Annotated in this window: 12 protein-coding genes; all 12 read left to right on the forward strand. The window is 63.8% G+C overall.

Annotation, left to right across the window (positions count from 1 at the left end; all coding sequences use genetic code 11):
• Window positions 1–52: 52 nt before the first annotated feature.
• Complete coding sequence (locus ARUE_RS06705; protein WP_014921183.1) at window positions 53–1024, forward strand: AAA family ATPase; 972 nt, start codon at window positions 53–55, stop codon at window positions 1022–1024.
• 109 nt (window positions 1025–1133) lie between these two features.
• Window positions 1134–2537, forward strand: a complete 1404-nt coding sequence (locus ARUE_RS06710; RefSeq protein ID WP_014921184.1) for a DUF58 domain-containing protein — start codon at window positions 1134–1136, stop codon at window positions 2535–2537.
• Window positions 2534–5020, forward strand: coding sequence for a transglutaminase TgpA family protein (locus ARUE_RS06715; protein WP_014921185.1), 2487 nt, complete (start codon window positions 2534–2536; stop codon window positions 5018–5020). Before ARUE_RS06710 ends, ARUE_RS06715 begins: the two co-directional genes overlap by 4 nt.
• The gene (locus ARUE_RS06720; RefSeq protein WP_014921186.1) at window positions 5010–6629 is read left to right on the forward strand and encodes an RDD family protein; all 1620 of its coding nucleotides are present in this window, start codon (window positions 5010–5012) and stop codon (window positions 6627–6629) included. The genes ARUE_RS06715 and ARUE_RS06720 overlap by 11 nt, the downstream gene beginning before the upstream one ends.
• On the forward strand, window positions 6626–7552 hold the full coding sequence (locus tag ARUE_RS06725) for a PP2C family protein-serine/threonine phosphatase (RefSeq protein ID WP_011774150.1): 927 nt from the start codon (window positions 6626–6628) through the stop codon (window positions 7550–7552). The genes ARUE_RS06720 and ARUE_RS06725 overlap by 4 nt, the downstream gene beginning before the upstream one ends.
• The gene (locus ARUE_RS06730) at window positions 7539–9407 is read left to right on the forward strand and encodes an FHA domain-containing protein (protein ID WP_014921187.1); all 1869 of its coding nucleotides are present in this window, start codon (window positions 7539–7541) and stop codon (window positions 9405–9407) included. The genes ARUE_RS06725 and ARUE_RS06730 overlap by 14 nt, the downstream gene beginning before the upstream one ends.
• Window positions 9404–11194, forward strand: coding sequence for a serine/threonine protein kinase (locus tag ARUE_RS06735; protein ID WP_014921188.1), 1791 nt, complete (start codon window positions 9404–9406; stop codon window positions 11192–11194). The genes ARUE_RS06730 and ARUE_RS06735 overlap by 4 nt, the downstream gene beginning before the upstream one ends.
• A gap of 45 nt (window positions 11195–11239) precedes the next feature.
• Window positions 11240–11944, forward strand: a complete 705-nt coding sequence (locus ARUE_RS06740) for a hypothetical protein (protein WP_011774153.1) — start codon at window positions 11240–11242, stop codon at window positions 11942–11944.
• Window positions 11941–16383: a type VII secretion EssC family protein gene (locus ARUE_RS06745; protein WP_014921189.1), complete on the forward strand. Its 4443-nt coding sequence runs from the start codon at window positions 11941–11943 to the stop codon at window positions 16381–16383. The genes ARUE_RS06740 and ARUE_RS06745 overlap by 4 nt, the downstream gene beginning before the upstream one ends.
• A 37-nt stretch (window positions 16384–16420) precedes the next feature.
• Window positions 16421–18727: an NAD-dependent DNA ligase LigA gene (gene ligA / locus ARUE_RS06750; RefSeq protein ID WP_014921190.1), complete on the forward strand. Its 2307-nt coding sequence runs from the start codon at window positions 16421–16423 to the stop codon at window positions 18725–18727.
• On the forward strand, window positions 18724–19548 hold the full coding sequence (locus ARUE_RS06755; protein ID WP_014921191.1) for an inositol monophosphatase family protein: 825 nt from the start codon (window positions 18724–18726) through the stop codon (window positions 19546–19548). Before ligA ends, ARUE_RS06755 begins: the two co-directional genes overlap by 4 nt.
• A gap of 10 nt (window positions 19549–19558) precedes the next feature.
• The gene (locus tag ARUE_RS06760; protein ID WP_011774157.1) at window positions 19559–20767 is read left to right on the forward strand and encodes an AAA family ATPase; all 1209 of its coding nucleotides are present in this window, start codon (window positions 19559–19561) and stop codon (window positions 20765–20767) included.
• Window positions 20768–20771: the final 4 nt, after the last annotated feature.

A 20771-nucleotide genomic window follows, 5' to 3' on the forward strand; every position in this document is an offset into this window, starting at 1 on the left:
TCAACTACAACTTCAACCCAACACCCACATACCCAAGGAACAGGATCTACCGATGACCATGACAAACGAGCAGGCCGCGTGGTTTGCAGAAACGTTCGAGAAGCTGGTTGCCAACGTGGGCAAGGCCGTGTTGGGCAAGGAACACGTCATCCGGCTGACGTTCACTGCCATGATGGCCGAAGGCCACGTGTTGTTTGAAGATGCACCGGGCACAGGCAAGACCTCGTTGGCCCGTGCGTTGGCCGCGACGGTCCAGGGTTCTCATAACCGTATTCAGTTCACGCCTGACCTTCTGCCGTCTGACGTGACGGGTGTGACCATCTACGACCAGAAGACCCAGAAGTTCGAGTTCCACAAGGGCCCGGTGTTCAACAACATCGTGCTGGCTGACGAAATCAACCGTGCTTCTCCGAAGACCCAGTCCGCGTTGCTGGAAGTCATGGAGGAGTCCCGGGTGACCGTGGACGGCACCACGTACGAGGCAGGCCGCCCGTTCATGGTTCTGGCTACCCAGAACCCCATCGAGCAGGCGGGTACCTACCGTCTGCCCGAGGCCCAGCTGGACCGCTTCCTCATCAAGACCTCCATCGGCTACCCGGATCACGCTTCCACGGTTCGGCTGCTGGGCGGGGCCAACCTGAAGGATCGCTCGAAGGACCTTACGCCGTTGATCACCACCCAAGCTGTGGCCGATATGGCGGACCTGGCAGCCACCACCCACGTGGATACCGCGGTTCTGGAGTACATTTCGCGTCTCTGCGAAGAAACCCGCAATGCCAGCGAAACGCGGCTTGGTGTCTCCGTCCGTGGCGCCCTGGCCATGGTTCGTGCCGCAAAGGTGTGGGCGGCGAGCCAGGGACGCAACTTCGTGTTGCCGGATGACATCAAGGAACTGGCTCCTGTGGTGTGGACCCACCGTTTGGTGATGGACCCTGAAGCCGAATTCTCAGGAGCAACACCCGAGGTGGTGCTCACCCGCGTCCTCGCCGACGTCGCCGCCCCGCAGCAACGCGCCAGCGCCTAGACCCAGCGCCAGCGCATAAACCCAGTGCCAGCGCATAAACCAGTCGCCGGCGTCTCAACCCGTTACCACGCGATTCCCCACCGCACCCAGCTCGAACAAAGGCCCAGACATGTCCTCCAGCACACCCCTGAACAGGGCTGCTGACTCGTTGAAGCGCGCTGCGTCTGCCCTTGGCGGCAAGATGCGTTCCCTGCGCGGCCTTGGCAACGACCCGGGCAAGCGCCCCGGCCAGCCAGGTAAACGCGGCACCACCAGCAAGCTCCACCCCGCAGCCGTATGGTCGGAAGCCGCTGGAACCGCCGGCGACTTCCTCGCGCCGGTGTGGGACAAGGTCCGGGCTGTGTGGCTGAGGTTCGTCTGGCCTGTCCTCGCGGTGGTGAGCCTGCTCGGCTGGGTAGTGTTGGCTGCCTCAATCGGACTCTGGTGGGCCGGACAAGCGTGGGGCTGGCAGGAAGCGAAGTCGGCCGCCATGGTGGCTTTCCTGCTGTTCCTTCTGGCAATCGTGTTCATTGTGGGCCGCTCGACGTATGGCGTCGTCCTGGACCTGGCCCGCACCCGGGTGGCAGTGGGGGATGACGCAGTGGGCAGCATTGCCGTGTCCAACGTTTCCACCAGGCCCTTGTTGCCCGCGGCACTGGAGCTGCCCGTGGGTTCAAATACCGCCGTTTTCCATCTGCCACGGATGAAGCCGGCGCAGGTTCATGAGGATCTTTTCACCATTCCCACCGCGCGGCGTGCAGTGATTGTGGTGGGCCCGGTCCGTTCTGTGCGTGCTGACCCCCTTCACTTGCTGCGCCGTCGCGTGATGTGGACCGATCCTGTGGACTTGTTCGTTCACCCCCGGACGGTATCGCTTGGCAGCTCGGCGGCAGGTTTTATCCGTGACCTTGAGGGCATGCCCACCACGGAACTGTCCAGTGCGGATGTTTCTTTCCATGCTTTGCGCGACTACGTCCCTGGTGACGATCGGCGCCACATCCACTGGAAGACCACGGCCCGCACCAATAAGCTCATGGTCCGCCAGTTCGAGGAAACCCGGCGCGCGCATCTTGCCATTTCTTTGTCCATCAATACCGATGAGTATGATTCCGAGGCGGAGTTCGAAATGGCCATCTCCGTGGCGGCATCCATCGGACGCCAAGCGATCAGTGAACAACGTGACCTGGACGTCCTGACCCAGAAGGGGCCGCTCCGCTGCGAGACGGGCCGCAACATGCTGGACGACATGACCCGGGTTGTCGGGGCACCCATGCGGAAGACCGCCGTCGACCTCGCACGGAACCTGTCCGACGCCGTCCCGAATGCCTCCGTGGTGTTCTTTGTCGTAGGCAGCCACGTGACGGCAACCCAGCTGCGCACCTGCGCGGCCTCCGTACCTCCCGGCGTGCGAAGCCTCGCGGTCCGTGTCCAACCCGGCGCAGCGCCGTCGAGGGCCAACATCGCGGACCTGACGGTTCTCACCGTAGGCGACCTGGACGATCTCGCCATTGTTCTTCGAAAGGCGGCAGCATGAGCACCGCGCCAAATCTCCGCGTGCGTCCGCGCGCCAACAAAGGCTCCAGGTCCGCCTCCCGTGCCGCGGCAGGATCCATATTCGACGACGGCAGGCCGTTGTGGCATTTCGCCGTTGACTGCGGCGCGCTCCTGGTGCTGCTGTTCCTTGGTGTCCTCGGGTTCACCCTGAGCTTCGGGGGCGACGCTCATTACATCGTCGCAGGTCTGGGTGGCGTGCTGCTGGGACTGGGTATCGCCGTCCTCAACGCGCACCTCCGTTTGGGGCTGCTGATCACCACAGCGGTGGCGTTCGGCGCGTACATGGTTTTCGGGTCGGCGCTTGCAGTGCCGGACTCGGCAGTTTTCGGATTCCTTCCCAGCCTCGACTCGTTGCGCACACTCCTGCTGGGCGTCGTCTTTGCCTGGAAGGACATGCTGACTGTTGGCGTGCCTGTGGGGACCGCGAACGGCATGCTCATTGTGCCGTTCCTGAGTTCCTTGGTCACTGCGCTGGCTGCCGGTCTGCTCACGTGGCGTCTGAAGAGCCCCTACTGGCCGTTGCTTCCCGTGCTGGTTCTCTTTGTTACGGGCATTGCCTTCAGTACCAGTGCGGGTTTCCTGAACGTGGAGCGCGGCGTCTCCTTGACCATTGTGTCCATTGTGTGGGCGACGTTCCGCCGCGACGTACTCCGCCGGAACAGCACCAAGGCGGTTTCGGCCAACAGGCCGGATTCCGACGCCGCCACGGCCCGCCGCGGTCAGCTCCGCCGCTTGGGGACTGCTGCCGCCGTGATCGCTGTGGCGGTGGGCGTCACCGCAATCGCCTCGCCGTTGGTCACTGCCAGCGATGACCGAAAAGTGCTCCGCAACACGATTGTCCCGCCGTTCGATCCCCGGGACTACATCACGCCATTGGCGAGTTTCCGCAGCTTCGTTAAGGACGAGAAGGACAAGACGCTCTTCACGGTCAAGGGACTGCCCAAGGATGCCCGCGTCCGGCTGGCGGCACTGGATGCCTTCAACGGCCTGAACTACACCATGGACCCCAACAGCTCCGGCAATTTCAGCAAGGTGGGCGATGCCCGCTCGCTGAACACCTTGGCTGACTCCGGGAGCCCGGTGGAGGGCACCAACTACACGCTGGACATCACCGTGGAGGATTATCAGGGCTACTTCGTGCCGGGTGGTCGTCACACCACCGGGATGAGTTTCGCGGATACGTCCGGTGCCGCTTCCGGGCTCTACTTCAACGCCGGCACGGACACCGCCGTGACCACCAAGGGCCTGGCCAAGGGCGACAACTACACCGTGCAGGTCTCGGACCCCGGGACCCTGGAGCACGGCCAGCTCACACAGTACGACTTCGCGAAGCTCACGCTGCCCGAGGCGGAGGAAGTGCCGCCAATCGTAGCTTCGCAGGCGAATCAGATTTCCGCGGATGCACCTACGGCCATCGACCGCGTCCGGCAGGTGGAGGCGCACTTCCAGAAGAGCGGTGCTTTCAGCAACGGCCTGGTAGCCGAAGGGCAGCTCCCGAGCCTTCCCGGACACAGCGCAGCGCGCGTCCGCAACATGCTCTCCGCCAAGCAGATGCTGGGCGACGACGAACAATACGCCGTATCCATGTCCCTCATGCTCCGCCACCTGGGTATTCCGTCCCGCGTGGTCATGGGGTTCTATCCGGACCCCAAGAGCCCAGAAAACGGTGCTGGTGACATCAAGATCACGGGCAAGGATGTCCACGCCTGGGTTGAGGTGGCGTTCGACCGCGTGGGATGGGTCGCCTTCGATCCCACTCCGCCCAAGGACAACGTGCCCATCCCGCCCGACCCGGAGAACAAGTCCAAACCCAAACCACAGGTGCTTCAGCCGCCGCCCCCGCCTCAGGAACCCGCGGATCTGCCGCCGGATTCCACACCGGACGCCCTGGACGCTGACGAGAAGAAGAACAACCCGTGGCTCTTCTGGGGTCCGCTGCTGGCGGCCATCGGCGTGGCGCTGATTCCACTGGGGATCCTCGCCTTGCCGCTGCTGCTGATCCTCCTGCTGAAATCACGACGCCGGAAGGCGCGTTTCCGTGATGGCCACCCCGCCCAGCGTGTGGGCGGGGGGTGGAACGAAGTGCTGAGCCTGGCCACCGACATGGGGGCCTCAATCGACACAAAGTCCACCCGACGCGAATCGGCCACGGTCATCGCTGATGCATTCCCTACCGCCGGGACTACCACCACGATGCTTGCCCACCGGGCCGATGCCGCCGTCTTCGGTGCCGGCCAGCCCAGCGAGGACCAGGTCAAGGAGTACTGGGAAATCGTTGATACGTCGCTGACCGACATTACGGGAAGCGTCGGATTCTGGAAACGGCAGCAAGCACGGTTCTCGCCGCGCTCCTTGCTGTCCGATGGCCGCGCGGCCCTTCGCCAGCGGCAACAGACGGCCAAGGACCCGGCAAAGCGCCGCTTTACGTTGCCATTCAAGAAAGACACCACCCATGAGCAATGAGACAGAACTTTGCCCGGCATGCCGGCACGGGGTCCGTCCGGGAGCGACGTTCTGCACCCAGTGCGGTTCACCGCTGAACAACCGTGGTGCCCGCAAGGAAGGCAACATCAACCATGCCCAAAAGGCGGCGCTGGAGTTCGCTAACCGGCAGGGCTCGCCCGATCCCGGTAGTATCTCGGTAGTGTCGGCGCCGGCGTCGCCGATGCAGCACGGAACGAAAAGCATGCCGGACCGTATGCCAGGGCCAGGGGGAGGGACCACTATGACCACCAAGCTTGAGTTGGCGCCCGCCTCTGCCGGGAAGCGCCTGGGCGCAGCTGTACTGGATTGGTTGGGTCCCGTTGCCGTGCTTGCCACCACGTTCGCAATCGGCATTGCCGGCATCACGCAAACCCGCAGGAATGGCTTCATTGTCTATGACACGGGTCTGCTGGTCCTTCTGGGCAGCATCGGCCTGGGCGTGACCGTGATTTACACCTTTGTCCTCCTTGGAATTGAGGCAAAGTCCGGAAACACCGTCGGCAACCAACTCATGGGCATCCGCAGCGCGGATTCCGACGGCTATGCGCCCGGCGCCGGCGTGGTGTTCGTCCGTGGGATTCTTACCGGCGGCCTGCTGGTGCTGGGGTTCATCGTTGCCGTCATCCTGTCCGCGCTTGGCGCAATCGGCCTGGTTCTGTGGATCGCCCTACCGCTGATGTTCCTTGGTGTTGTTTGGGCCGTCCTTGTGGTCATCTCCAACGCTTGGGACAACAACGGCAAGGTCCGCGGCTGGCATGACAAAGCGGCAAAGTCCTTGGTGTTCGACGTGAAGTCAGGCCGCAATCCCGTGACCACCGGAGGCATCCAAGGTCCGTACAGTTTCGCCCCGATGGATCTCCCGCCGGTTCAACCCGTCGCTTCCCCGGTGCCTTCCGGTCCGGCACCCGGCCCGCGTCTGAACGCGCAGGCCGCTCCCGCGCCCGCTACTGCCGCGCCCGCTACTGCCGCGCACGCTACCCCCGTGGCACCGGCCGTGCAGCCTTCGCATGATCCGAACCAGTGGCGACCACCCACGGCCCCCTTCACACCGGCGACGCCCAACGCCGCGAATCCCAACGCCGCGTCTCCCGCTGTTCCGGCACCGCACACTCCGGCTCCGCACATTCCGGCAGCACAGAACGGATCACCAGCACCCCACTCCGTGACGGTCGCACCGCAGCAGCCTCCGGCCGCCGCCGCCCACCCTGACGACGACGTGGAACGCACCCAGATGCGCCCGGGCGCAGCCCGTGCCCAGGCCGTCCTGCGGATCCGAATTGACGATGGACAGGACATCCAACTCGGCGGTTCAGTGCTCTTGGGCCGCAATCCGGCACCGCAGCCAAGGGAATCCGTGGAGCAATTACTGCCCGTGTCAGACCCCGGCCGGTCCATTTCCAAAACGCATCTGCACTTGCGTGTTGATGGCGACGGCGTCTGGGTCACGGACCGAAATTCCACCAACGGCAGCGCTGTCACTACGCCTGACGGAATACAGACCAGGCTCCACCCGGGCGAAGCAAGCTTTGTCCGTCCCGGTTCCACCGTTCACTTTGGGGACCGTTCCTTCCACCTAGGACAAGCATGAATTCACAGCCGGCCACCCCCGCCAACGCCGAAGCGGGTCCCGCTGCAGGCGGATCCTCTTTTCGACTCAGTTACGGGTATGGAACGGACCGCGGGCTACGGCGCGAACTGAATGAAGACTCGTTCATCGCATCGGACCCAGTCTTCGCTGTTGCCGATGGCATGGGCGGACATGAAGCGGGGGAGATTGCCAGCGGCATGTGCGTCCGGGCTTTGGGCAGTGCCCCTGAACTGTCGGCCGGCGTGCGCACCGCTTCAGCGGCGGATCTTCAGTCGTGCTTGTTGAAAGCCGATGCTGCCATCCGCAACGCGACAGGCGCTCGGGCGGGGACCACTCTGTCCGGCGTTGTGGTGGTGGAACAGATGGGCCTGCCCTACTGGCTGGTGATGAACATCGGCGATTCCAGAACGTACCGCCTCAGCCAGGGGGAGTTCACACAGGTAAGCGTCGACCACTCCGAGGTGCAGGAACTGGTGGATTCCGGGGATATCACCGCGGAGCAGGCAACGGTCCATCCTCGCCGCCACGTTGTTACCCGTGCTTTGGGCACCGGCGATGAGACCGAGGCCGATTTCTGGTTGCTTCCCATCCAGGAAGGCGACCGGATCATGGTCTGCTCGGACGGTCTCAACGGCGAACTGGGCGATGACCACATGTTCCGTATCCTCAGCACCGTGGGCCATCCACAGGATGCTGTGGACGCGCTGATACAGGCCGCCCTGCGTAGCGGTGGCAGAGACAACGTCACAGTCATAGTTGTGGACGCCAAGAACGTCTTGAACGACGCCGGCATCGCCACCACTGCGCCCCGCCCGGAAGTTACGTCAGACGTTGAAGAAGACACCCTTCCCCGGGCTTGGGTGAATGGTACGGACGAGGTTGCCGGGACTGGCCGGGAGGAAGGCGTCGATGGCAAGCAGTAACCACCTGTCGCTGACCCGCTACCGGCAGGGTGAGTGGTTCGGTATTGTGCGGAACGGAACTGTGGTGCTCCTTGGCCCGGACACACCGTACGCACTGATCCACACCGTCTGGGAGTTGCTCGCCTCCGCGCCCGAAGCTCACGAAGTCCTCCACGAAGTTACAGACGCCTTTGGCGTTTCCCTCAGCCGCATCCCGCCCTTCGGGATCATCGACTCCAAAGACGCACTTCGTGTGTTCCTCCGGGGAGACCTCGAACTTCACGTGCGGCTGGGTGGGGCTGAGGAACGCATCACGGGACGTGACGTCACCACGTGGACCGAACGCCGGATCGCGGATGCCGCCTCCTTTAGCGTTCGGATCGGGGAGGGCACTGCCCCGTCCGCGGGAAGTCCGACGTCGGGTGGAAGCCTGCCGCTGAACAGCTCGCCCTTGAACAGCTCGCCTACGAACAGCCTCCCTTTGGGAGAGGGCGTGGTACTCCTGGCATCACTCGAGGCCTCGGCACGAGTTGCCAGCCACGCGGACAGTGAACCTGAAGTCCGGCCCGTAGCCGTGTCCGATGAAACCATGATCGGTTACACGGAGGCGGACATTGGTCTGACGATCGCACCCGGCCACATGTTTCCCACCACCGAGGCTTCCTCCACCGAGCCTTCCGAAGGCGCGTCTCCCTCAAGCGCGGCTCCCATTGCCAAGTCACCCAGCGTCGATGAGCCTCTCGCCGCTGTACCCGACTTCGCTGGCGTACCTGCTCCTGAGGAAGCTGCGGCCCCAACGGGAGAAACCGCTGATGAGGAACCGCCCTCGCCCGAGCATTCCGTGGTGCCTGCAGAACCGTTGGCGGAGCGTGAACCAGACACCGCGACAGAACCGGAACCTTCCGGGGTCTCCGTCCACACGAGTACCACTGATCCAATAGTTCCCTCGCTGGAAAACACCACAAACTATGACCATCTGTGGGACAAGACAGTGATGCGCAACATTGAGGACGCCGCTGTCCGCACGGAGGACGAGTCTGACGACCACGACTCACCTGCTTTGCCGACGCCGGCAGCCCAAACGCCGCCGGCACCGGATTCCCCGCCACTGACGCTTCCGCACGTTCCACAGGAGAAGGCGTCCGCCGCACCGTCGTCGGGTGGCCTGATCGATTCGGTCCCGTGGCTGCGGAGCGGTTCTTCCACCCCTGCGGCGGTCAGCGACCAGCAGGCAGCTCCGTCCAAGCCCTTAGCCGATCCTCCGGCCCAGGTACCGGCCGCTTGGTCGTCGGCTCCTCAGGCCGCGGACGAGGATTCCGACCATGACGGGCAGACCATCATGAAGAGCAGTCTCCCCACTGAGGAGCCGGCGGGCGCCAAAACTGTTGATAGTGGCGCGGACGCACCCGCGGTCAAAGGGCCAAGCGTTTTGGCACGCATGTGCTCCCAAGGGCACGCCAACCCGCCCACCTACCCGCAATGCTCGGTGTGCGGGGTGGCCGTCACCGGTGACGCCGCGCATGTCCCGCGTCCCCGTCTGGGCAGAATGCGGCTTTCCACAGGTGAGTTGATAGATCTTGACCAGTCGCTCATTATTGGCCGGCAGCCGTCTGTTTCCCGCGTGCAAGGCGGCACCATGCCCCGCCTGGTTCAGGTGGACAGCCCGGGAGGGGACATTTCGCGCTCCCACGTGGAGGTCCGGCTGGAGGGTTGGCACGTCATGCTGTGCGACCTGAAGGCAACCAACGGAACCGTTCTCATACGGGAAGGCCAGGCACCCCGCCGGCTTGCCCAAAACGAGATGGCCATCCTCCTGGACGGCGATATCGCCGAACTGGGCGACAACATTTCATTGCGTTTCGAGGAGATTCTTTGAGTTCCAAGAGGCCCCCCGCGCCGCCTCCACCCATCCCGGGTTTCAAGTACATCAGCCTGCTCGGCTCCGGTGGCTTCTCCGATGTGTACCTTTATGAGCAGGACCGGCCGCGCCGAAAAGTAGCGGTCAAGGTCCTGTTGTCCGATTTGAAGACTGAAGGGGCCCGCCGCCGCTTCGAGTCCGAAGCGAACCTTATGGCGCAGTTGTCGTCGCACCCTTACATCGTGACGATCTTCGAAGCTGAAATTACCGAGAACGGGCACTCGTACCTGGCCATGGAGTACTGCTCCAGACCGAGCCTTGACGTCCGCTATCGTCGCCAGCGATTCAGCGTGGACGAAGTTCTGGCCGTCGGCATCCAAGTGGCTTCCGCCGTCGAGACCGCCCACCGGGCAGGCATTGTGCACCGGGACATTAAGCCCGCCAACATCCTGGTCACCGATTACAACCGGCCGGCCCTGACGGACTTTGGCATCTCTGGAACCATTGGCGCGGACACTGAGGACGACGCCGGCATGTCCATCCCGTGGTCTCCGCCCGAGCAGTTTCGCGGCGGTGCCGTGGACGGGGTGCCCGTGGACATCTGGGCACTGGGCGCCACTCTTTACACGCTGCTTGCGGGTCGGTCTCCGTTTGTCCTTCCCGGTCAGGACAACTCACAGCGGGAACTGATTTCCCGGATCACCAACTCGCCCCTGCCCAGGCTGGGCCGTGCCGACGTTCCGGAGTCCTTGGAACTCGTTCTGGCAACGTCCATGGCCAAGTCGCCGGAGTCCCGTTATTCGTCCGCCCACGCTTTCGCTTTGGCGCTCCAACGGATCCAGGCTGAACTGAACCTGTCCGTAACGCCGTTTGAGGTGCTTGAAGAACCCGGGCACGGCGATGATCAGCATCCCGATGACAACTTCGAGGAAACCCGGGTCCGGAGTATTGCCTCAATCGATCCCGATGCTTCCGGAACGGCCACCACGGGTTCGGCGCCCACGTTCCCGGCTCGAACCTTCCCGACCACCGTTGCGGGCGCCACTGGGCAGCCGACCCAGCCCACTAACCCTCCTCAAACTGTCCAGTCCCACGCCGGGTCATCGGCCCCGCCTCAGTTTCACGCCCCTGCGCCGGGATCGTACACGGCTCCGGGAACGTACACGGCCCCGGGAACGTACACGGCCCCGGGAACGTACAGGGCGTCAGGCAGCCACAATGCAACCGCCGAGCCCGATACGGCAGAGTCCACAGTCCTGCGCGGCTGGCAGCCTTCGCGTCCACAGGACGATCTTGGCGCCACAGTCAGCCGATCCAACTCACCTGCAGGTGCCTCACCGGCCACCCGGGAAGACGCCCGGCCCGCAGATCACAGCAAACGGAATCTTTGGCTCGCCGCAACGGGGGCAGCGGTGCTGGTGGTCGCCATCGTGGTGGGCGTAGTCCTTGGCGCCCAGGCACAGCCGAAGGTTGTCCCCACGGAGGCAGCCAGCAAGCCGCCCGTAGACGCCTTGGGTGACGGCAGCGTACCGGATGTGGAGGGCCTCATTGGCGTGAAGGACCCCGAAAAGCCGGATTTCGCTGATTTCCGGTGGACGAACCCTCAACCGCAGTCCGGCGACATGTACATGTGGCGTTACCGGACCGCCCTCATCCCGGAAGGCGACTACGAGGCCGTAACGGAGCCCCACGCACGGCCCTATTTTGGCGGGGAGAAGCAACTCTGCATCCAGGTCATTATTGTCCGTCGTGACGGTACTTCCTCGCCTGGAGACACGGGATCCATCGCCTGCGTGGACCAGTAGCCGGCACATGAGACTTACTTATCGCCGACTGAGGAGGCACAGATCATGGGGGATCTAGCAATAGATTTCTGTGGGGAATGGTACGAACCGTCCGACGAGGACATCTTTGATATTGGACGCGAAGGTGACTTGGAAGTGGACGACAATCCCTACCTGCACCGACGCTTCCTGCAGATCGCCCGTTACGACGGCATGTGGTGGCTCAGCAACGTCGGGAGCATGCTGTCCGCCACCATTGCTGACGGTTCGGGCGGTATGCAGGCCTGGCTGGCGCCTGGGGCGCGGATCCCGTTGGTGTTCAGCCACACCAACGTGATTTTTACCGCCGGACCCACCACCTACGAGTTCGCTGTGCACTTGAAGACGCCGTCCTTCCGGCACGAAGCACGCGACGAGGACCAGGCAGGGGACACCACCATAGGACCCGTGGTGTTCACCGATTCCCAAAAGGCGCTGATCGTTGCCTTGGCCGAGCCCATGCTGCGGCGCGACGGCACCGGCTTCAGCGCAATTCCGTCGTCTGCCGAGGCTGCGAAACGACTGGGATGGGCCCTCACCCGTTTCAACCGCAAGCTGGACAACGTCTGCGACAAACTGGACCGCGTAGGCGTAGTGGGCCTGCGCGGCGGCGTGGGAAAACTTGCCACCAACCGCCGTGCGCGCTTGGTGGAACATGCCGTGACGTCTCACCTGGTGACGCCGGCTGACCTGCATCTTCTTGAAAAAATGAGTGGAGTCGACGAAGGATGAAGTTCCGCCTGACCTTGCGGCGTGACCCGGCGGAAGCAAAGGACCTCGCCGTAACGGTGGATGGTCGTGCCACCGTGGCTGACATAGCCACCGAACTTTGGGCTGCCGACCCCGCACGAAAGGGGACCGAACCGCCGTCGAACCTGTCCATCAGCGTGGACGAGGCTTTCGTTGGCGGCGGCCTCTCCGGGCACGTCCTCCGGCCTACGGACAACCTGTTGGAGTCCGGGCTGCGCCCGGGTTCCAAAGTCTCGCTCGCGCAGGTCAGCGAGCAGTTCGCGTCCAACGGCCACAGCAGGGGACCGGCAGCGGCGACGTTGCGCGTGATGTCAGGGCCCGACGTCGGACGCGAATTTTCGCTGCCATTCGGCACCAGCTACATCGGCCGGGACCGGGACGCCGACATCCGTTTGTCGGACCCGCTGACCTCCAAGCGCCATGCGCGGATCACCGTTGGCGAAACCGTGGAAATCGTGGACACGAACTCCGCGAACGGACTCCTCATGGACGGGCTGCCGGTTACCCGCGCAACGCTCGAATCCTCCGACACCGTTACCTTGGGCGATACTTCCGTGGGGGTCGTCGCCCTGTCACGGAACCATGGCGGTGGCCCGTCGTCGCCGCTGGTGGATTTCAACCGTTCGCCGCGGGTGCTGCCCAGGTTCGAGTCGCCAAAGCGCGTGCCTCCGGCCGGCCCCAAGCGCCCGGAACACCAGCCCTTCCCCTACATCATGCTCATCGCGCCGCTGCTGATGGGTGGTGTGCTCTTTGCGTTCACACAGAACCTGCTGTCCGTGATCTTCATGGCGATGATGCCGCTCTTCATCGTTGGGCACTACGTGGACCACAAAATGCAGAGCAAGCGGCAGGCCAAGGAGGGCCACAAACAGTTCAAAGCCGCGATGCTCTCGTTCCGAGAGGACATTGACAAGCAGCAGAATATTGAGCGCGCTGTCAGGCTCCAGGAAGCACCCTCCGTGAGCGACACGGTTGATGCGATTTACAAGCTCGGGCCCCTCCTCTGGACCCACCGGCCCGAACACCAGCACTTCCTGGGGGTTCGCTTCGGGTTGGGCTCCGCGCCGTCGCGTATCCAGTTCGACGAACCGGGCGCCAACGAAACCGAACCGCAGTACATGCGGGAAATCCAGGAGTGCCTGCAGCAGGTCCGTGTCATTGAAGGCGTTCCGATCGTGTCGCAGTTGCGTACCTCGGGCTCCTTTGGCGTGGCAGGGGACCGCAGCGTGGTGGATGACGTGGCCCGTGGCATGGTGCTCCAGCTGGTGGGGCTCCATTCGCCGGCCGAAGTTGTCCTCACGGCACTGACCTCGGCCCGTTCCCGTGAGCGTTGGGACTGGCTGCAGTGGCTCCCGCACGTTGGTTCAGGGCACAGCCCCATATCCGGCGATCACCTTGCTGCCGGCCCAGGTGCCGGTGCTGCCTTGTTGTCCCGACTCGAAAACCTCGTGGAAGAGCGGGAAGCACTGGCCAAGGAGCCGGGCCCGCATCCGCGTCCAGGCCTCAAGAACGAACACGAGGAAGTTCCCGGTCCCGTGGTTCCGGCCGTACTGGTGATCGTTGAGGACGACGCCCCCGTGGACCGGGGCCGCCTCACGCGCTTGGTGGAACGCGGCCCCGACTACGGCGTGCACATCATGTGGGTGGCGGCCAACGTGCAATCACTTCCCGCAGCATGCCGCGACTTCCTCTCGGTGGACGGCGATCACGGCACCACCACGGGCCAGGTTCGCTTGGGCCGCCACACGTACCCCGTGAGCTGCGAAAGCCTGGATGCGGACCTTGCCACGCAGCTTGCGCGCATGATGTCGCCGCTGGTGGATGTTGGAAACCCGCTCGACGACGATTCCGACCTCCCGCGCGCCGTCTCCTACGCCACGTTGATCGGCAAGGAACTGATGGACAACCCACAGGCCGTGGCGGAGCGTTGGCAGGAGAACAATTCTGTCCACGCCACAGCTGTGCCCAACCGGAAGGACAACGGCAGCCTCCGCGCACTGGTCGGCTCCAAAGGTGTGGAGCCGTTCTACCTGGACCTCAAGAACGAAGGTCCGCACGCGCTGGTGGGCGGAACCACAGGTGCCGGCAAGTCCGAGTTCCTGCAGTCCTGGGTGATGGGCATGGCAGCCGCGTACAGCCCGGACCGGGTCAGCTTCCTGTTCGTCGACTACAAGGGCGGAGCTGCGTTTGCCGACTGCCTGCACCTCCCGCACACCGTTGGCTTGGTGACCGATTTGTCTCCGCACCTGGTGCGCCGTGCGCTGACGTCGCTTCGGGCAGAGCTGCACTACCGCGAAAGGCTCCTGAACCGTAAGAAAGCCAAGGACCTCCTGGCGCTGCAACGCGAAGCCGATCCGGAGGCGCCCCCGTACCTCATCATCATCGTGGACGAATTCGCGGCGCTGGCTACCGAAGTTCCTGAGTTTGTTGATGGCGTGGTGGATGTCGCCGCCCGCGGCCGGTCCCTGGGGCTGCACCTGATCCTGGCCACACAGCGGCCCGCCGGCGTCATTAAAGACAACCTGCGCGCCAACACCAACCTCCGCGTTGCCTTGCGCATGGCCGATGAAGTGGACGCAACGGACATCCTAGGTGTTCCGACGGCCGCTTACTTTGACCCGTCCATCCCTGGCCGCGGTGCCGCGAAGACGGGTCCCGGCCGTATCCAAGGCTTCCAGACCGGATACGCCGGTGGCTGGACGACGGAAAAGCCGCAGCGTCCGAGGATCGACATCGTGGAAATGGCGTTCGGATCCGGTCCCACCTGGGAACCGCCCCTAGTGTCACAGGTGGAAGAAGAGCCCGCCGGACCCAACGACATTGCCAGGATGACAGGAAACATCATCCGCGCAGCTGACGTCCTGTCCATCGAGCCTCCCCGGAAGCCATGGCTCAACGAGCTCGCCACTACCTACGATTTCTCCAAGCTTCCCAACCCGCGGACCGATGAGCGGCTCCTGCTCGGAGTGGCGGACGACCCCGCCCACCAGGACCAGCCCACTGTGTTCTATGAGCCGGACAAGGACGGCAACATGGCCGTCTACGGCACGGGCGGATCCGGTAAGTCGGCAGCGCTGCGCGGAATCGCCATCGCCGCCGCGGTCACGCCGCGTGGTGGTCCGGTGCAGGTCTACGGCATCGACTGTGGTTCGTCGGGACTCAAAATGCTTGATGGACTTCCCCATGTTGGCGAGATCATCAACGGCGACGACGTGGAGCGCGTCGGGCGACTGCTGCGCTGGCTCAAGGACGTTGCAGATGATCGGGCAGCGCGCTTCGCTGAGGTCCGGGCGTCCACTATCGTCGAATACCGGCAGCTGGCCAACCGTCCGGAAGAGAAACGCATCTTCATCCTGGTGGACGGTATGTCTTCCTTCCGCGAATCCTACGAGTACAGCAACCTGTCCGCACTGTGGGACATCTTCTTAACGCTGGCAACAGACGGACGTCCCCTGGGCATCCACCTGGTAGTCAGCGGTGACCGCACAAACTCCGTTCCGGCGTCGCTCCTTGCTTCCATCCAAAAGCGGCTGGTCCTGCGCCTCAGCTCCGAAGATGACTACATGACTCTGGACGTCCCCAAGGACGTTCTTAACGCAGCTTCACCTCCCGGGCGTGGTTTGTTGGACGGGCTCGAAGTTCAGCTCGCCGTGCTGGGAGGCAACTCGAACCTCGCGCTCCAGGCCCGTGAAGTGGCCAAGCTCAGCCAGGCGATGCTGCGCCAGGGCCTCGAGCAGGCTCCGCAGATTCAGCGGCTCCCGGAATTGGTGGACTTGGACATCCTGCCCACCGGCGCGCCGGACAATCCTGTGATAGGCGTCGACGACGAAACGCTGGGTTCGGCGGCCATCGCCGCCAAGGGATCACTCTTGCTGGCCGGCCCTCCAGGCGCCGGACGTACAGTCGCGTTGGTCACTTTGGCTTATGCGCTGCGGCGTTCCAACCCGCGCACCGACCTCATCTACATCGGTTCCCGCCGCTCTGCCGTGGCGTCGCTGAATATCTGGAGCAGGTCGCTGGTGGGGCCGGACGAAGTTTCGGATGTGGTGGATGACCTGATCGACAAGGCCTCGGACAACCCCGGCACCATGGCGATCTTCATCGAGGGCCTGACTGAGTTCACCGACACGCTGGCGGAATCCGGCGTGGGACGGTTGGTTACTGCCGCAATCAAGGCAGATCAGTGGGTGGTGGGCGAGTCCGAGACCTCAACCTGGTCTCAGGCCTGGTCCCTTGCCCAGCCGTTCAAATCCGGACGCCGAGGGCTCTTGCTCAACCCAGGAGATGTGGAAGGTGACAGCCTCCTCAACACCTCCCTGGGCCGCATCAGCAAGGACTTCATTCCTGGCCGCGGGTACATTGTGGGACGAGGAAAGGTACGCAAGCTCCAAATCGCCATGCCGCCTGAAAACCGCAGCTAGGACCTTTATTGTCCGTGGGTTACGGCAAGATAGAGCTGTGAGCACACCAGAGAATCCGGATCCGGTCGACACCACAACCCAGGACGCCGCTGCGGCCATCGTCGCAGAGGAGGGGACTCCGCCGTCGGAGTCCCTGCGGGATGAGTACGAGCAACTGGCGGACCTTGTCCGCAAGTACCGGTATGCCTATTACCAGGAAGACTCGCCGACAGTCTCCGACGCCGAGTTTGATGAACTGTACCGCCGGCTGGAGGAACTGGAAGCACTCCACCCGGAGCTCGTGTCCAACGACTCGCCCACTCAAGAGGTTGGAGGCGAGGTCTCATCTGCCTTCGCGGCGGTGGAGCATCTGCAACGGATGTACAGCCTTGACGACGTCTTCTCCTTGGATGAGCTCGAAGCCTGGGTCCGCAAAGCTGAAGCGTCAGTGGCGAAGCTCGGCGATTCCGTCCCGCCCATCGCGTGGCTGACTGAACTGAAAATCGATGGCCTTGCCGTCAATCTGCTGTACAGGGACGGGAAACTGGTCCGTGCCGCAACCCGAGGCGACGGCACCACCGGTGAAGACATCACCCACAACGTTCTCACCATCAAGGAAATCCCACGGCAGCTCAGTGGTTCCGGCTACCCATCGGAAGTGGAGATCCGCGGCGAGGTGTTCATCCCTTCCAAGGCATTTCTTGAGTTCAATGAGTCCTTGGTGGCTGCCGGCAAGGCACCGCTTGCCAACCCCCGCAACGCCGCCGCTGGTTCGCTTCGCCAGAAGGATCCCGCGGAAACGGCCAAGCGGCCCCTCAGCATGTTTGTCCATGGCATCGGTGCCCGTGAAGGCTTGGATGCGAAGAGCCAATCGGAAACCTACAAGCTCCTCGAGGAATGGGGGCTCCCTGTCAGCCCATACCTCAAGGTGCTGGATACCTTCGACGACGTCCTGAAGTTCATTGCCGACTACGGTGAGCGCAGGCATAAGCTCCTGCACGAGATTGACGGCATTGTGGTCAAGATTGATGACTTTGCCACTCAACGCGCCCTTGGGTACACGTCGCGCGTGCCCAGATGGGCTGCCGCGTACAAGTACCCGCCCGAGGAAGTCCACACGAAGCTCCTGGACATCGCCGTCAACGTGGGCCGCACCGGTCGCGTGACTCCCTTTGGCCTGATGGAACCCGTGAAGGTGGCCGGCTCCACGGTGGGCATGGCTACGCTGCACAACCAGGACGTGGTCAAGGCCAAGGGCGTGATGATCGGCGACATCGTGATTCTCCGCAAAGCAGGCGATGTCATCCCCGAGATCGTCGGACCCGTCCTTGCCTTGCGTGACAAGCAGGAACCGCCCGTCCGTGAATTCGTGATGCCCACAGAATGCCCGTCCTGTGGCACGCCGCTGGCTCCGGCCAAGGAAAGCGACGTGGACATTCGTTGCCCCAACGCCAAGTCCTGCCCCTCGCAGCTGCGGGAGCGCGTGTTCCACGTGGCCAGCAGGGGTGCTTTCGACATCGAAGCACTTGGCTGGGAAGCGGCTGTGGCACTGACCCAACCCGCAGAGCCGGAGACGCCGCCGCTCACCAGTGAGGCCCGCCTGTTCAGCCTGACGCGGGAAGATCTGGCGGATGTCCTGATCCGCAGGGAAAAACGCTCCAAGGGTGTGGGCACGGGAGAGTATGAACTCGTTCCGTATTTCTATACCAAGGGAACGGCGAAGTCTCCGTCCAAACCGACCGCCACCACGGAAAAACTGTTCGCTGAGCTGGAGAAAGCCAAGCAGCAGCCACTGTGGCGAGTGCTGGTGGCGCTGTCCATCCGGCACGTTGGACCAACAGCCTCCCGCGCACTTGCCACCGCTTTCGGGAGCATGGACGCCATCCGCAACGCCACCGAAGAGCAAATGGCCCATGTTGACGGAGTTGGACCCACCATCGCCGTGGCGCTCAAGGAATGGTTCGCAGTGGACTGGCACAACGAGATCGTGGACAGCTGGGCCGCTGCCGGCGTGCGAATGGAGGACGAGCGGGATGCTTCGGTACCGCGGACCCTTGAGGGCCTCACAGTGGTAGTCACCGGCACGTTGCCCAACTTCAGCCGCGACGAAGCCAAGGAGGCCATCATCATCCGTGGCGGCAAGGCGTCCGGTTCCGTCTCCAAGAACACCAGTTACCTGGTGGCCGGTGAAAGCGCCGGCACCAAGCTGGACAAGGCTGAGCAACTGGGCGTACCAGTGCTGGACGAGGACGGCTTCCGCGAGCTCCTGGCCAACGGACCGGCACAGACCGGGACGGAAGCTGAAGCCGCAACGGATGAAGCTACCGTAGTGGATGAAACAGCAGCGGAAGCAGCCACCGAATGACGGACGCCGCCGAACTCCTTGTTGTCGCGAAACGTGCCGCGGCTGCGGGCGCTGCTGTACTCGCCCAGCGGTCTGCCACCGGCACGGGTGGTGATGGTTTGGAAACCAGCAACAAGGGCGAGGCCGGCGACTGGGTCACGGCTTTCGACGTCGCGGCCGAGAATGCGGTCCGCGAAGCGATCATTGCCCAGCGGCCGCACGACGCCATCACGGGGGAGGAACACGGCACTACCCGGCCCGAACAGCCTTCCGGGTACCGCTGGTCCATCGATCCTTTGGACGGGACCACTAACTTCATCCGCAACATCGTCTATTACGCCACCTCCGTTGCGGTAGCGGACTCCGACGGCGTCTGGCAGGCGGGCGTCGTTCACGCACCGGCGTTGGGCCGCATCTATTCGGCAGCCCGCGGTCAGGGTGCATGGGTGGAAACAGGTGGAGAGAGGACGCGCCTGGCGGGTCCCGTTCCCGGGCGGACGGGGCTTATCCTGGCCACCGGCTTCAGCTACGATCCCGCCACCCGGGCCAGCCAATCTGAAGGCCTCGCCGGGCTCATGGATGGATTTGCCGATGTCCGACGTCTCGGGTCGGCTGCGCTGGATCTCTGCCTGGTGGCAGACGGTACTTTCGACGCCTACGGGGAGCGGGGCCTCAACGAGCACGACTTTTCGGCAGGCGCGCTGATTGCGGAAGAGGCTGGTTGCTGGGTGCGCCGGCCGCGCTTGGAGAGCCCGCTGGATGGCGGTCCCACCACAGAGGACCGTTTGGCGGCGTGGATGTGCGCCGGGGCTTTGGAACTGTCCGGCAAATTCCCGTTGTGATCATCAACCAGTGATCAAAGCACTCGCCATCGCCAATTACCGTTCCATCCGGGATCTCGCCATCGAGTTGCATGGCCTGGATATCGTGACCGGGGCCAACGGCAGTGGTAAGTCTTCCCTCTACCGGGCGCTTCGGCTGCTCGCCGAATGTGCCGGGGGTGATTCGGGGAACGTGGTGGGCTCTCTGGCCAGGGATGGAGGCTTGGCGTCCACGCTGTGGGCCGGGCCGGAGTCCATCAGTGAGGCCATGCGCCGTGGCGAGGTGCCTGTCCAGGGAACTGTTCGTCGGGAGTCCGTGAACCTGAAACTGGGGTACTCCGGCGACGACTTTGGATATTTGGTGGACCTTGGCATGCCGGTTTCCAGCGGGGCGGGTTTTGACCAGGAAACCGGCCGTTCCCGCCCTTCGGCGTTCAGCCTGGATCCTGAGATCAAACGGGAGCAGATCTTTTCCGGGCCCGTGGCACGGCCGGGTTCGTTGTTGGTGGACCGCAAGGGCAGCCTGGCCAAGCTGCGCGGACCAGACGGCGAATGGACAGAGTTGTCCCGGCGGCTGGACACGTTCCAGAGCATGCTGACTGAGGTTTCGGATCAGGACCGGGCACCCGAGGTGCTGCGGGTTCGGGACTCGGTTCGTTCATGGCGCTTCTACGATCATTTCCGCACAGATGCAGAGGCTCCCGCCCGCCAGGCGCAGCTTGGAACACGCACCCCGGTGTTGCACCACAGTGGCAAGGATCTCGCGGCCGCACTCCAAACGCTGCGCGAGGTGGGATTCGAGCGGCAGTTGGATGCCGCCGTCGATCACGCCTTTCCGGGAAGCCGGCTGGAGATCGCCGTCAGCGACGGCCGCTTCAGTGTGGAGTTGCGCCAGCCGGGCATGCTGCGGCCCATGAAGGCAGCCGAACTCTCGGACGGGACGCTGCGGTTCCTCTTGCTCACCGCGGCCTTGCTGACGCCGCGGCCCCCGGAGCTCATGGTCCTGAACGAACCTGAGACCAGCCTCCACGTCGACCTGATGCCGGCACTGGCCGGACTGATAGTCCAAGCCAGTGCCAACAGCCAGATGATCGTGGTGACCCACTCCGAGGCCTTGCTTAAGGCACTTCGCGAAAGCGGGGCCGCCCATGAGCATGAGCTCTACAAGGACCTCGGCGAGACCAGGATCAAGGGCCTGGGCGCGCTGGAAGGTCCGCTGTGGAGCTGGCCCAAGCGCTGATCGC

Origin of the sequence: Arthrobacter sp. Rue61a, from assembly GCF_000294695.2 — a bacterium.
GTDB lineage: Bacteria > Actinomycetota > Actinomycetes > Actinomycetales > Micrococcaceae > Arthrobacter > Arthrobacter aurescens_A.

Coding starts and splice junctions, on each gene's coding strand:
- ARUE_RS06745 (WP_014921189.1), top strand. CDS start 11,941: ATGAAGTTCCGCCTGACCTTGCGGCGTGACCCGGCGGAAGCAAAGGAC.
- ARUE_RS06710 (WP_014921184.1), top strand. CDS start 1,134: ATGTCCTCCAGCACACCCCTGAACAGGGCTGCTGACTCGTTGAAGCGC.
- ARUE_RS06720 (WP_014921186.1), top strand. CDS start 5,010: ATGAGCAATGAGACAGAACTTTGCCCGGCATGCCGGCACGGGGTCCGT.
- ARUE_RS06730 (WP_014921187.1), top strand. CDS start 7,539: ATGGCAAGCAGTAACCACCTGTCGCTGACCCGCTACCGGCAGGGTGAG.
- ARUE_RS06715 (WP_014921185.1), top strand. CDS start 2,534: ATGAGCACCGCGCCAAATCTCCGCGTGCGTCCGCGCGCCAACAAAGGC.
- ARUE_RS06740 (WP_011774153.1), top strand. CDS start 11,240: ATGGGGGATCTAGCAATAGATTTCTGTGGGGAATGGTACGAACCGTCC.
- ARUE_RS06725 (WP_011774150.1), top strand. CDS start 6,626: ATGAATTCACAGCCGGCCACCCCCGCCAACGCCGAAGCGGGTCCCGCT.
- ARUE_RS06705 (WP_014921183.1), top strand. CDS start 53: ATGACCATGACAAACGAGCAGGCCGCGTGGTTTGCAGAAACGTTCGAG.
- ARUE_RS06755 (WP_014921191.1), top strand. CDS start 18,724: ATGACGGACGCCGCCGAACTCCTTGTTGTCGCGAAACGTGCCGCGGCT.